Consider the following 12,607-nt stretch of genomic DNA (forward strand, 5'->3'; position numbering starts at 1 on the left):
AGGGACCACCGCAAGCTCGGCTGAGCTGGGCCGTTAGGCTGCCCGGGACCACGTCGTCCCCGCCGGTAGGTGCCTCGTCGCCCCATGCTGAACATCTTCGCCCGCGCGTCGGTTTCGCGCGTCACCGATCCGATCGGGGCGTGGCTGCTGCGCCGCGGCCTCACCCCCAACGCCGTCACCGTGCTGGGCACCGTCGGCTCCGTCGCCGCGTCCCTGTGGTTCATCCCGCGCGGCCAGCTGTTCGCGGGCGCGGCGCTCGTCGCCGCGTTCGTGCTGTTCGACCTCATCGACGGGGCGATGGCGCGGGCCCGGGGCGGCGGCACGCGGTTCGGCGCCGTGCTGGACGCCAGCTGCGACCGCATCGCCGACGGCGCGCTGTTCGCGGCCGTCGCCTGGTGGGCGTTCGACGCGGGGGAGAGGGGCCTGGCCGCGGCGACCCTCGTGTCGCTGGTCGGCGCGCAGGTCACCTCCTACGTGAAGGCGCGCGCCGAGGCGTCGGGCCTGTCGGCGGACGGCGGCCTCGCCGAACGCGCCGAGCGGTTCATCGTCGCCCTCGTGGGCATCGGGCTGCACGGCCTCGGCGTGCCCTACATCCTCCCGGTCGCGCTGTACCTGCTGGCGGCGATGGTCACCATCACCGTCGTGCAGCGGGTGCTGGCCGTGAGCCGGGCCGCGAAGGAGATCCAGGACGTGGAGGAGCTCGGCACGTGAAGGACCTCGGGACGTGAAGGAACGACTGGCCGACCTCGGCTACGCGGCCGGGTGGCGGCTGGTGCGGTTGTTGCCGGAAGGCGCGGCGGTGGCGCTGTTCGACCGCATCGCCGACTGGACGGTCCGCAAGGGCGGGCCGCAGCAGCTCCGCGCCAACCTGCGACGGGTCGTGCCGCGGGCCGGCGAGGCCGAGCTGGACGAGCTGGTGCACGCCTCGATGCGCTCCTACCTGCGGTACTGGCGCGAGGCGTTCCGGCTGCCGTCGATGGACCTCGACGCCGTGTTCGCCGAGCTGGACGCGTCGATCACCGGCGTGGAGAACCTGGACGCGGCGCTCGCCGAGGGCCGGGGCGCGGTGGCCGCGCTCCCGCACAGCGGCAACTGGGACATGGCGGGGGTGTGGCTCGTCGGCCACTCCGGCACGTTCACCACGGTCGCCGAGCGCCTCAGACCCGAGTCGCTCTACCGGCGGTTCATCGAGTTCCGCGAGACGCTGGGCTTCGAGGTGGTGCCGCTGACCGGCGGCGAGCGCAACCCGGCGGTCGTGCTGGCCGAGCGGCTGCGCGACAACCGGGTGGTGTGCCTGATGGCCGACCGCGACCTGACCGCGGGCGGCGTGCCGGTGACGTTCTTCGGCGAGCGCACGATGATGCCCGCCGGCCCCGCGCACCTCGCCGCCACCACGGGCGCCGCGCTGCTGCCCGTCGGCGTCTGGTTCACCGAGAAGGGCTGGACGTTCCGCATCCACCCGTCGATCCGCGTCCCCAACACGGCCGGTGTGGCCGCCGCCACCCAGTCGCTGGCCGACGTGTTCGCCGCCGACATCGCCGCGCACCCCGCCGACTGGCACATGATGCAGCCGCTGTGGCTCGCCGACCTGCCGGAGAGCAGGCAGCGGGCGCTGGCCAGGGTGCTGGCGCGCAGGGAGGGCGCGGAGTGAGGGTCGGCATCGTCTGCCCGTACTCGTTCGAGGTCCCCGGCGGCGTGCAGGCGCACGTGGTCGACCTGGCGCGGGCCCTGCGCGGGCTCGGCCACGAGGTCGAGGTGCTCGCCCCCGCCGACGACGACACGCCGGTGCCGGAGTTCGTGACGCCCGCCGGGCGCTCCGTCGGCATCCCGTACAACGGGTCGGTGGCGCGGCTGTCGTTCGGGCCGGTGTCGTTCTCGCGGGTCCGGCGGTGGATCGCCGAGCACGAGTTCGACGTGCTGCACCTGCACGAGCCCACCGCGCCGTCGCTGTCGATGCTGGCGCTGATGGTCGCGGACGGGCCGATCGTGGCCACCTTCCACACCTCCACGCCCCGGTCGAAGATGCTGTCCGCGTTCCAGTCCGTGCTCCAGCCGTTCCTGGAGAAGATCACCGCCCGGATCGCGGTGTCCGCGCTGGCCAGGCGCGTGCAGGTGGAGCACCTGGGCGGCGACGCGGTGGAGATCCCCAACGGCGTCGACGTCGGGTTCTTCGCCGACGCGACCCCGCTGGACGGCTACCCGCGCCCCGGCGGCACGGTCGGGTTCGTCGGCCGGTTCGCCGAGCCGCGCAAGGGCATGCCGGTGCTGCTCGACGCGTTCCGCGCGCTCGACCTGCCCGACGTGCGGCTGCTGGTGGTGGGCAAGGGCGACGAGGACGAGCTGCGCAAGCTGGCCGGTCCCGAGCTGGCGTCGCGGATGGTGTTCCTGGGCATGGTCGACGACGAGACGAAGGCGCGCGCCCTGCGCAGCGTGGACGTCTACTGCGCGCCCAACACCGGGGGCGAGAGCTTCGGGATCATCCTCACCGAGGCGATGTCGGCGGGCGCGGTGGTCGCCGCGAGCGACCTCGACGCGTTCCGGCGGGTGCTGGACGACGGCAAGGCCGGGGTGCTGACCCCGGTGGGGGACCCGGCCGCGCTGGCCGCCGCGCTGCGCGACCTGCTGACCGACCCCGAGCGGCGCGCCGGCTACGCGGACGCGGCGCGGCAGCGGGTGATGGCGTTCGACTGGTCCGTGGTGGCCAACCAGGTGCTGCGCGTCTACGAGAGCGCGACGGCGGCCGACCCGCGGCGGGTGGGGGAGGCGTGACCAGTTCCGGTGTCGCGACCGCGTTCCTGGTGCTGCTGGGCGTGGCGGTGCTGGTCGGGCCGTGGGTGCTGGGCACGGCCAACCGGCTCGACCGGCTGCACGTGCGCACCGACTCCGCGTGGGCGGCCCTCGACGCGGCCCTCGCGCGCCGCGCCGTGGTGACCCGGGCGGTGGCGGCGGTGTGCGGGCAGCCCGGGATGCGGGTGGCCGCCGACGAGGCCGAGCGGTCGCCGCGCGCGGACCGCGAGGCCGCCGAGAACGCGCTGTCCGCGCTGCTGGAGGAACTCGACCGCAGCCGGTTGGAGCCCGCCCTGGCCGCCGAGCTGTCGGACGCCGAGCAGCGCGTCGTGCTGGCGCGGCGGGTGCACAACGACGCCGTGCGCGACACCCTCGCGCTGCGCCGCCGCCGGTCGGTGCGCTGGCTGCGGCTCGCGGGCACCGCGCCGACGCCGTCGTACTTCGAGATCGCCGAACCGGAGGTCGAGGACGAGTCGTCCTCGCTGACCCAGCGGGTGTCGGCGCGCGTCGTGCTGCTCGACCCGGCCGACCGGGTGCTGATGTTCGAGGGCTTCGACCCGGTGCGGCCGGACGAGCTGTTCTGGTTCACCGTCGGCGGTGGCGTCGAGCCCGGCGAGGAGCTGCGGGACGCGGCGGCGCGGGAGCTGTTCGAGGAGACCGGCCTGGAGGTCGCCCCGGGCGACCTGGTCGGCCCGGTGTGGAAGCGGCACGCCGTGTTCACGTTCGACGGCCTGGGCTACGCCGCCGTCGAGTGGTTCTTCGTGGCCCGCGTGCCCACCGGCGTCGAGGTCGACACGTCCCGCTTCAACGACGTCGAACGGCGCACCATCCGCCGCCACCGCTGGTGGTCCGTCGACGACCTGGTCGCGGCGGACGCCACCGTGTACCCGGTGCAGCTCGCCGAGTTCCTGCCCGCCGCGCTCGACCGGTGGGACGGCACGACGCGCCCGGTGCGGTGAGCCGCGCCCGTTCGGCGCGGCCGGCGCTCAGAGCACGAACGTCGCGATGATCTGCCCCAGCAGCTTCACGTCGGCGTGCCCCTTGAACTCCAGCCGCACCTTCCCCAGGCCGGAGAACCACAGGTCCAGCTCGGAGTCCATGTCGAACGTCCCGGCGGTCTCGATGGAGAACACCTGGATGCGGCTGTAGGGCAGGGTCGTGAAGTCCTTCTTGCGGCCCGTCATGCCCTGGACGTTCACCGCGATGATCCGCTTGTTCGTGAACACGACGAAGTCGCGCACCGTCTTGAAGCACGACACGATCTGCTCGCCCTGGATCAGGATGGGCGACACCTGCGACGCGATGTCCTCCGGCCGGCACGGGGCCAGCTTGAAGACGGACTGCTTCTCGAAGTCGATCACGCGTTCGACGGTACCCGCTAGTCGCGCCACCCCGCCGGGTTGGAGAACGATTCCCGGGAGATCCCCGACCCCGTCTCCGGGTAACCCCCGAACTTCTCCTCGTGCACCCGGGCGAACAGGTAGCAGAACGACTCGGCCGACGCGTCCTCCACGGCGACGGAGGGATCGCGCGACACGGCCTCGTAGAACTCCCGGCCGAGGGCGAGGACGAAGCCGCGGGCGTAGAGGAAGCCGTCGTCGGAGCCGTCGGTGGCCTCGTGCACGTCCTGGCGGTCGATGTCGTGCAGCTTGCGCTCGACCACGCGGTCCAGGGCGGTCAGCTCCTCGGAGGACAGGTCGGCGGCGGCGGCGCGCAGGGCGGCGAGGACGTGGTCGAAGCCCTCCTCCAGCGCGGCGATCTCGTCGTAGCCGTCGAAGGTCACGTCGGGGTCCGACATGGCGCGGCGCAGCTCGTTCAGCTCGGGACCGAGCCCGGACCACGCGTTCTCCAGCATCGTCCAGAAACGGGCCTCGTCGGCGGCGGTGGGGAGGATCATGGGAGGGACGGTAGCGCCGGGGTCCGACAATTCCCGTGCGCGCGGGGATCGGGAGGGATCGTGGCGGTCGTCGAGGGGCCCGTGGTCGTGGAGAGGGAGGCCGAGCACACGCTCGGCATCCGCGTCCGGACGCCGTTCCGGGGGATGCTCGCCGTGCGCGACGCGCTCCTGGCCGAGCTGCACGGGTGGCTGGCCGAACGCGGTGTCGGGCACGGCACCGCGTTCTTCCGCCTGCACGTCGTGGACATGGGGGGCGTGATGGACGTGGAGGTCGGCGTCACCACCCCCGCCGCGCTCGACGGGGACGGGCGCGTGACGCCGGGCGTGCTGCCGGCCGGGCGGTACGCGACCCTGACGTACGTGAACCACGCGCTCCGGGCCAACCGCGCCATGGTCGAGTGGATCGAGGGCACCGGCCTCGTCCCGGACCGCGCGGACACCCCGGACGGGGACGCGTTCGCCTGCCGGTGCGAGGTGTACCTGACCGACCCGCGCGCCGAGCGGATGAAGACGAAGTGGCGGGTCCGCCTGGACGTCCGCCTCCGGGACGGGTGACCTCCGCCGAGCACCCGATCGGGTCAGGGGTTGCCCGCCGGTACACCGGTGACCCCTTGGGCTGACATGACCGGCTTCCGCTTGGAACGCCCGACCGGACGGCCCTAGCGTGGCGACATGGAGTCACGCGTGTCCAACGCGCTCAGCCGTGAACTGGGGGACGCCCTCCGCCGAGCCCGTCGCCGGTCCGCCGTCAAGGTCGGGGTCCTCGTCGAGGAGCTGGGCTGGTCGGTCGCGAAGATATCGAAGCTGGAGCACGGGACGCGTGGCACGAGCCTGCCGGACATCGCCCGCTACGTCGGCCGGCTCCACGCCGACCAACCCACCTACGACCACATCATGTCCCTGGCCCAGGCGCAGAACACCGGCCACGTCGTCCGGTCGCACGAGATCGCGATGCCGGACAACCTGCGTGCACTCCTCCTGCACGAGCAGACCGCCGACGTCATCTGGTCGTACCAGATCGCCCTCGTTCCCGGGTTGCTCCAGACGGAGGGGTACGCCCGAGCGCTGATGACCGCCGACGCCGAGCACCGCGTGGCCGAGCGCATGGCCCGGCAGGGGATCTTCGACCGGCTCCGGCCGCCCGAGGGGCGTTTCTTCGTCCTCGAACCGGCGCTGCACCACGTGGTGGGCGGTCCGCAGGTGATGTACGAGCAGGTGCTGCGACTGCTGTTCCGCGGCGGGGTGCGGGTGGTGCCCTTCGCGGATCAACTGCCCGCGTCGCTGACCTCGGCCTTCACCTTCATGACCTTCGCCGAGCACGCGCCCGTCTCGTACGTCGAGGCCGGTCCGGTGTCGCTGCTCTCGGACGAGGCCGAGACCACCGAGCGGTTCCGGCAGGCGTGCGACGACCTCGACCGGGTGGCGCTCAGTGAGGGACAATCGTGGTCGGTGTTCGCCGCGTGGGCGGACCGCTACGACCGACTGCGGGAGGAACGGCATGGGGCCGGAGGGGAAGTGGCGTAAGAGCAGCCGCAGCGGTGGGAGCAACACGGAGTGCGTTGAAGTGGCGTTCGCACCGCGGGCCGTCGGCGTGCGGGACTCCAAGAACGCCGCTCCGCGCCTGGCCTTCACCCCGACCGCGTGGCACGCCTTCCTCGGCGGGCTGAAGGGGCGCTGATCCCCGGGGGTCGCCCGAGGACCAGCGCCGCGGCTCACACCGCGCCGATCACCTGCTCCCCGTACGCGGCCAGCGTCTTGTCCTTCTCGTCGTGCATCAGGTACAGCGCGAAGTTGTCCACGCCGATGTCGCGCAGCTCCTGCAACCGCTCCACGTGCGCCGACGCCGGGCCGACCAGGCAGAACCGGTCCACGATGCCGTCCGGCACGAAGTCGGTCGACCGGTTGCCCGCGCGGCCGTGGTGGGCGTAGTCGTAGCCCTCGCGGCCCTTGATGTAGTCGGTCAGCGCCGCCGGCACCGCGCCCGAGTCGCCGTAGCGCGCCACCAGGTCGGCCACGTGGTTGCCGACCATGCCGCCGAACCAGCGCAGCTGGTCGCGCTGGTGCGGCAGGTCCTCGCCGACGTACGCGGGCGCGGCCACGCACATCGTGATCGACGACGGGTCGCGCCCCGCCGCCACCGCCGCCTCGCGCACCGACCCGATGGTCCAGCGGGCGATGTCCGGGTCCGCCGTCTGGAGGATGAACCCGTCCGCCTGCTCGCCGACCATCCTCAGCGCCTTCGGCCCGTACGCGGCCATCCACACCTCCAGCCTGCCGTCGCGCACCCACGGGATGCGCACCGGCGTGCCGTGGTGCTCGACCTCGCGGCCCTCGGCCAGCTCCTTGATCACCGTCATGGCCCGCCCGAGCGTGGCCAGCGACGCCGGCGGCTGCCCGATCACCCGCCGCGCCGAGTCGCCGCGCCCGATGCCGCACACCGTGCGGTTGCCGAACATGTCGTTCAGCGTGGCGAACAGCGACGCGGTCACCGACCAGTCGCGCGTGCTCGGGTTCGTCACCATCGGCCCGACGACCAGCGAGGACGTCGCCGCCAGCACCTGCGAGTAGATGACGAACGGCTCCTGCCACAGCACGCACGAGTCGAACGTCCAGCCGTACTTGAACCCGTTGTCCTCCGCCGCCCGCAGGCCCGACACGACGTCCCGCGCGGGCGGGTCGGTCTGGAGCACCACACCGAAGTCCACAGCGCCTCCTAGACCAGGTACTGGTTCAGCTCGCGGGACAGGAACCGGCCGTGCGAGGTCGAGCCGCGGAACCCGGAGCCGTCCACGACGACCCGGCCGCGCGACAGCACGGTCTCGACCTTCCCGGTGATCTCCATGCCCTCGTACGCCGAGTAGTCCACGTTCATGTGGTGCGTCCCCGCCGAGATGACCTGCCGCGCGGTCGGGTCGTACACCACCAGGTCGGCGTCCGCGCCGGGTGCCACGACGCCCTTGCGCGGGTGCAGGCCGAACATCCTGGCGGGCGTGGTGGAGCAGATCTCCACCCACCGCTCCAGGCTGATCTCGCCGGCCACCACGCCCTGGTGCAGCAGGTCGATCCGGTGCTCCACGCCCGGTATCCCGTTGGGGATCTTGGAGAAGTCGCCGCGCCCCAGCTCCTTCTGGTCCTTGAAGCAGAACGGGCAGTGGTCGGTCGACACCACCGACAGGTCGTTGGTGCGCAGGCCGCGCCACAGCTCCGACTGGTGCTCCTTGGGCCGCAGCGGGGGAGAGGCGACGTACTTCGCGCCCTCGAAGCCCGGTTTGGCCAGGTCCTCCAGCGACAGGTACAGGTACTGCGGGCACGTCTCGGCGAACACGTTCTGCCCGGTGTCGCGCGCCTTCGTCACCGCGTCCAGCGCCTGCGCGGCGGACAGGTGCACGATGTAGAGCGGCGACCCGGTGACCTTGGCCAGGGTGATGGCGCGCGAGGTGGCCTCGCCCTCCAGCTCGGCGGGCCGGGTCAGGCCGTGCTCCACGGGGTCGCTGCGGCCCTGCGCGAGCGCTTGCGCGACGAGCTGGTCGATCGCGATGCCGTTCTCGGCGTGCATCATGATCGTGGCGCCCGTCTCGCGGGCCTTCTGCATGGCGCGCAGGATCTCGCCGTCGGTGGCGTAGAAGACGCCGGGGTAGGCCATGAACATCTTGAACGTGTTCACGCCCGCGTCGATGCAGGACTCCATCTCCTTCAACGACGTGTCGTCGACGTCGGAGACGATCATGTGGAACCCGTAGTCGACGGCGCAGTTCCCGTCCGCCTTCCGGTGCCACTTGTCCAGTGTGGACAGCAGCGAGGTGCCCTTGGCCTGCACGGCGAAGTCGATGATCGTGGTGGTGCCGCCCCACGCCGCCGCGACCGTGCCGGTCGAGAAGGTGTCGTTGGACGACGTGCCGCCGAACGGCATCTCCATGTGCGTGTGCGCGTCGATGCCGCCGGGGATGACGTACCGGCCGGTCGCGTCGATCACCTCGTCCGCGTCCACGGCGAAGGTCGGCGACAGCAGCGCCGCGATGGTCTCGCCCTGGACCAGCACGTCGGCGCGCACGGCCCCGGTCGCGTTGACGACCGTCCCGCCCTTGAGGAGGGTGCTCACGGCTGCACCAGCCCGCCGTAGGTGTCGGGGCGCCGGTCGCGGTAGAACGCCCACAGGTCGCGCACCTCGGCGAGCAGGTCCATGTCCAGGTCGCGGACGACGACCTCCTCCTCGGTGTCCGACGCCGCCTCGCCGATCAGCTGCCCGCGCGGGTCGGCGAAGTAGGACTGGCCGTAGAACTCGTTGTCGCCCAGCGGTTCCACGCCCACCCGGTTGATGGTGCCGACGAAGTACTCGTTGGCCACGGCCGCCGACGTCTGCTCCAGCCGCCACAGGTACTCGGACAGGCCCCGGCTGGTCGCGGACGGGTTGAACACGATCTGCGCGCCGTTCAGGCCGAGCATCCGCCAGCCCTCGGGGAAGTGCCGCTCGTAGCAGATGTAGACGCCGACCCTGCCCACGGCGGTGTCGAACACCGGGTAACCGAGGTTGCCGGGCTTGAAGTAGAACTTCTCCCAGAACCCCTTGACCTGCGGGATGTGGTTCTTGCGGTGCTTGCCCAGGTACGTGCCGTCGGCGTCGATCACCGCGGCGGTGTTGTAGTAGACGCCCGGCTGCTCCTCCTCGTACATCGGCACGACGAGCACCACGCCGTTCTGCTCGGCCACCTGGCACATCAGCTCGGTGGTCGGCCCGTCCGGGATGCCCTCGGTGTACGAGTAGTAGTCCGCGTCCTGCACCTGGCAGAAGTACGGGCCGTAGAACAGCTCCTGGAGGCACACGACCTGCGCCCCCCGCGACGCCGCCGACCGGACCGCCTCGACCGCGTTCGCGATCATCGAATCCTTGTCGCCGGTCCACCTCTGCTGGACCAGACCTGCTCGGACGATGCTCACGCGTTCTCCCTCCGTGGCGCCAGCGCCAGGTAGACGAGCAGACCGCCGGCCAGGCCGACGACCCAGTTGTAGTCGTAGAGCGGTTTCAGCAGCGGGATCAGCCCGTCGGCCGGGAACGGGCCGCCGTACGCGCCGCCCACCGCCAGCACCGAGCCGACCAGCGTGGCCACCACGGCGCGCCAGTTCCAGCCCGCCGTGAACCAGTAGGCGCCGCGCCCCGACAGGTACAGGTCGGGCAGCTCCAGCCGGGTCTTCGCCAGGACCCAGTAGCCGGCGACGAACACGCCCGCGACCGACGCCAGCAGGCCGCCGTAGAACCCGAGCCAGGCGAAGATGTAGATGGACGGGTCCGCGATGAGCCGCCACGGCTGGATCACGATGCCGATCACGCCGGTGATCAGGCCGCCGACCGCGAAGCTGATCCTCTTCGGGAACGCGTTGGAGAAGTCGTAGGACGGGCTCACCACGTTCGCCGCGAGGTTCGCCGAGATCGTCGCCAGCACCAGCGCCACCAGGGCGACCAGCACCACCGCCGTCGAGTCGAACCGGCTCGCCAGCTCCGCCGGGTCCCAGATCGCCTCGCCGTAGAGCGCCACCGCCCCGGACGTGGTCAGGATGGCCACGATCGCGATGAACGACATGGTCGTCGGCAGGCCGAGGACCTGGCCGACCGCCTGCTTGCGCTGGCTGCCGCCGAACCGGGTGAAGTCCGGCATGTTCAGCGACAGCGTCGACCAGAACGCGATCATGCCCATGAGCGCCGGGAAGAACACCTTCCAGAAGTCCGCGCCCCAGCCGAGCTTCGACGGCTCGGACAGGATCGGGCCGAACCCGCCCGCCTTGACCGCCACGTACCCGAGCAGCACCAGGAACCCGACGCTGACCAGCGGCGCGGTCCAGTTCTCGAACTTGCGGATCGCCTCCATGCCGCGCCAGATGATCAGCATCTGCACCACCCAGAAACCCAGGAAGCACAGCCACAGCGTCCACACCTGGCCGAGCACGACCGGCGCGTCCACCCAGCCCTCGCCCGCCAGGCGGCCGACGATCACGTGCAGCGCCTTGCCGCCGACCCACGTCTGGATGCCGAACCACGCGCACGCGATGAACGCCCGCAGCAGCGCCACCAGGTTCGCGCCGCGCACGCCGTAGAACGCGCGGGCGAACACCGGGAAGGGGATGCCGTACTTGGTGCCCGCGTGGCTGTTGAGCAGCATCGGGACCAGCACGACCAGGTTGCCGAGGGTGATGGTCAGGAACGCCTGCACCCAGTCCATCCCGAGCGCCACGAGCGACGCGGCGAGCGTGTAGCTGGGGATGTTGTGCGCCATGCCCATCCACAGCGCGAAGAAGTTGTAGGTGCTCCAGGTGCGGCGCTCCAGCGGCACCGGGGCCAGTTCCGGGTTGTAGTGGGGGCTGTCCGCGATCGCCCGGTGGTCGCGCAGCTCGACGCGGCCGTCGGCGTCGGTCGTGACCTGGGTCGCGTGGTCAAGGGCCATCGGTCACATCCCTGTTACGCTCGTGGAACACCCTCGACGCGGGCGGTTCGGCGCGGTTTCCATCCCGGAATCCTCCGGTCGGCCCACGCGCGTTGGGCAGTGTCGTTGTGTCCACGCTTGCCATGATCAGGGCACACTCTGTCCATTGCCACCGGGCTCCCCGGGCCGGACCTCCACCCTCGACTGACCGCGAACGGTCACCTACCGTCGGTCGGGTGAAGCTGGAACTGCGGCACCTGAGGGTCGTCTGCGCCATCGAGGACGCGGGCAGCCTGTCGAAGGCGTCCGCGGCGCTGGGCCTCGCCCAGCCCGCCCTGACCGCCCAGCTGCACCGGATCGAGGCGCTGCTCGGCGGCCGGCTGTTCGAGCGCGACCACCGGGGAGCCCGGCCCACCGCCCTCGGTGACCTGGTGCTGGAGCGCGCCCGCGTGCTGCTGCCCGCGTTCTCCCGGTTGCAGGAGGACGCGCTGCGCCTGGTCGACGACGACGCGCCCGGCGAGCGGCACCGCGTCGGCGCGGTGAACGGGCCGATGCTCGGCGGGCTCGTGCACCGGCTCACCGAGGGGCACCCCGGCGCGCACGTGTCCACCCAGGTGTCGTGGTCCGGTGCCGAGCTGGCCTCGATGGTCGCCGCGGGGCGGCTGGACTACGTGCTGGTCGGGGTGTGCGGTGACGCCCCGCCGCCGTCGGGGCACGGCCTGGCCTGGAGCGTGGTCGCGGTCGACCCGGTGTTCGTGCTGCTGCCCGAGGAGCACCCGTTCACCCTGCTCGACGAGGTCGAGCTGGGTGCGCTCAAGGACGTGCAGTGGGCCGTGACACCGGGGGACGGGTGCTTCGGCGACTGCTTCGTGGCGGCGTGCAGCCGGGCCGGGTTCACCCCGCGCACCGTGTACGAGGTGGACACCGGCAGCTGCATCGACCTGGCCTCCGCCGGCGACGCGGTGGCGCTGTGCCAGCCGACGTTCCGCCGCACGCCCGGCCTGGCCGCGGTGCCGCTCGCGGGCGTGCCGCTGCGGTGGCGGCACCTCATCGGCTGGGACCCGGAGGGACCGGCCGCCGGTTCCGGGCCGCGCGTGCTGGGGTACGCGGCCGAGGCGTACCGGGAGGTCGCCGAGCGCAACCCGCGCTACACCGCCTGGCTGCCCGCGCACCCCGAGTACGGCGCGGTGCCGCACCGCGTCGGAGCCTGAGGCTGCGGGGCGCCGCAGTCGTTCCCGCCCCCCGGGAACGGCGCCCGGTCCGGGCGCGCGGCGGTCGGGCCGCCCCGCGCCACCGCCCCGACACCCGCCGATGACTACGCACCGTGATATCGCTCGGTGTCCGGGGGTGTCCCCGAGCACCCGCGGACACGGGCCGGACCGCACCCGGTCCCGGATGGAGCAATTCCGGAACCGGGTGTTCAGCTTGCGGAAGTGCGCAAAGCTTCCACTCGAATGGGTTGCCGGATAGATTCGTCCCCCGCTGCACAACACGGCGAGGTGTTACGGAG

General features: G+C 72.0%; 13 protein-coding genes and 1 pseudogene. 8 read left to right on the forward strand and 6 right to left on the reverse strand.

The window, feature by feature from the left end; all coding sequences use genetic code 11:
- The first annotated feature begins 84 nt into the window (after positions 1-84).
- The 4 genes from pgsA to ACR807_RS19780 are packed head-to-tail and all read left to right on the forward strand — an operon-like array spanning position 85 to position 3,746.
- Positions 85-711, forward strand: coding sequence for a phosphatidylinositol phosphate synthase (gene pgsA / locus ACR807_RS19765; protein WP_438922825.1), 627 nt, complete (start codon positions 85-87; stop codon positions 709-711).
- A gap of 13 nt (positions 712-724) precedes the next feature.
- Positions 725-1,651, forward strand: coding sequence for a phosphatidylinositol mannoside acyltransferase (locus ACR807_RS19770; protein ID WP_438922826.1), 927 nt, complete (start codon positions 725-727; stop codon positions 1,649-1,651).
- Positions 1,648-2,769: a glycosyltransferase family 4 protein gene (locus ACR807_RS19775; protein WP_438922827.1), complete on the forward strand. Its 1,122-nt coding sequence runs from the start codon at positions 1,648-1,650 to the stop codon at positions 2,767-2,769. The genes ACR807_RS19770 and ACR807_RS19775 overlap by 4 nt, the downstream gene beginning before the upstream one ends.
- The gene (locus tag ACR807_RS19780) at positions 2,766-3,746 is read left to right on the forward strand and encodes an NUDIX hydrolase (protein ID WP_438922828.1); all 981 of its coding nucleotides are present in this window, start codon (positions 2,766-2,768) and stop codon (positions 3,744-3,746) included. The genes ACR807_RS19775 and ACR807_RS19780 overlap by 4 nt, the downstream gene beginning before the upstream one ends.
- 27 nt (positions 3,747-3,773) lie before the next feature.
- On the opposite strand, the gene ACR807_RS19785 is transcribed toward ACR807_RS19780, so the two are convergent.
- The gene (locus ACR807_RS19785) at positions 3,774-4,148 is read right to left on the reverse strand and encodes a PH domain-containing protein (RefSeq protein ID WP_438922829.1); all 375 of its coding nucleotides are present in this window, start codon (positions 4,146-4,148) and stop codon (positions 3,774-3,776) included.
- 17 nt (positions 4,149-4,165) lie between these two features.
- The gene (locus ACR807_RS19790; RefSeq protein WP_438922830.1) at positions 4,166-4,684 is read right to left on the reverse strand and encodes a DUF4240 domain-containing protein; all 519 of its coding nucleotides are present in this window, start codon (positions 4,682-4,684) and stop codon (positions 4,166-4,168) included.
- Positions 4,685-4,744: 60 nt separating this feature from the next.
- Here ACR807_RS19790 and ACR807_RS19795 point away from each other — a divergent pair, with 60 nt between their 5' ends.
- The 3 genes from ACR807_RS19795 (at position 4,745) to ACR807_RS19805 (ending at position 6,362) form a co-directional block, all read left to right on the forward strand.
- Positions 4,745-5,239 carry a GyrI-like domain-containing protein gene (locus tag ACR807_RS19795; protein ID WP_438922831.1) on the forward strand — a complete coding sequence of 165 codons (495 nt, stop codon included), beginning with the start codon at positions 4,745-4,747 and terminating at the stop codon, positions 5,237-5,239.
- A 117-nt stretch (positions 5,240-5,356) separates the two neighbouring features.
- Positions 5,357-6,208, forward strand: a complete 852-nt coding sequence (locus ACR807_RS19800) for a DUF5753 domain-containing protein (protein WP_438922832.1) — start codon at positions 5,357-5,359, stop codon at positions 6,206-6,208.
- A 40-nt stretch (positions 6,209-6,248) separates the two neighbouring features.
- On the forward strand, positions 6,249-6,362 hold the full coding sequence (locus tag ACR807_RS19805) for a DUF397 domain-containing protein (protein ID WP_438922833.1): 114 nt from the start codon (positions 6,249-6,251) through the stop codon (positions 6,360-6,362).
- A gap of 34 nt (positions 6,363-6,396) precedes the next feature.
- Here the strand turns inward: ACR807_RS19805 and ACR807_RS19810 are convergent, their stop codons facing one another.
- The 4 genes and pseudogenes from ACR807_RS19810 to ACR807_RS19825 form a co-directional block, all read right to left on the reverse strand.
- Positions 6,397-7,389 (reverse strand): TIGR03842 family LLM class F420-dependent oxidoreductase, encoded by a 993-nt coding sequence (locus tag ACR807_RS19810; protein WP_438922834.1) that lies wholly within the window; start codon positions 7,387-7,389, stop codon positions 6,397-6,399.
- Positions 7,390-7,397: 8 nt separating this feature from the next.
- On the reverse strand, positions 7,398-8,783 hold the full coding sequence (hydA, locus tag ACR807_RS19815; RefSeq protein WP_438922873.1) for a dihydropyrimidinase: 1,386 nt from the start codon (positions 8,781-8,783) through the stop codon (positions 7,398-7,400).
- Complete coding sequence (locus tag ACR807_RS19820; RefSeq protein WP_438922874.1) at positions 8,780-9,562, reverse strand: nitrilase-related carbon-nitrogen hydrolase; 783 nt, start codon at positions 9,560-9,562, stop codon at positions 8,780-8,782. Before ACR807_RS19820 ends, hydA begins: the two co-directional genes overlap by 4 nt.
- A gap of 16 nt (positions 9,563-9,578) precedes the next feature.
- Positions 9,579-11,118 (reverse strand): annotated as a pseudogene (locus ACR807_RS19825) (NCS1 family nucleobase:cation symporter-1); the annotation flags it as partial.
- A 215-nt stretch (positions 11,119-11,333) separates the two neighbouring features.
- On the opposite strand from ACR807_RS19825, the gene ACR807_RS19830 reads away from it, so the two are divergent.
- Positions 11,334-12,308: a LysR family transcriptional regulator gene (locus ACR807_RS19830; protein WP_438922835.1), complete on the forward strand. Its 975-nt coding sequence runs from the start codon at positions 11,334-11,336 to the stop codon at positions 12,306-12,308.
- Positions 12,309-12,607: the final 299 nt, after the last annotated feature.

Origin of the sequence: Saccharothrix sabaoui, from assembly GCF_051756985.1 — a bacterium.
GTDB lineage: Bacteria > Actinomycetota > Actinomycetes > Mycobacteriales > Pseudonocardiaceae > Actinosynnema.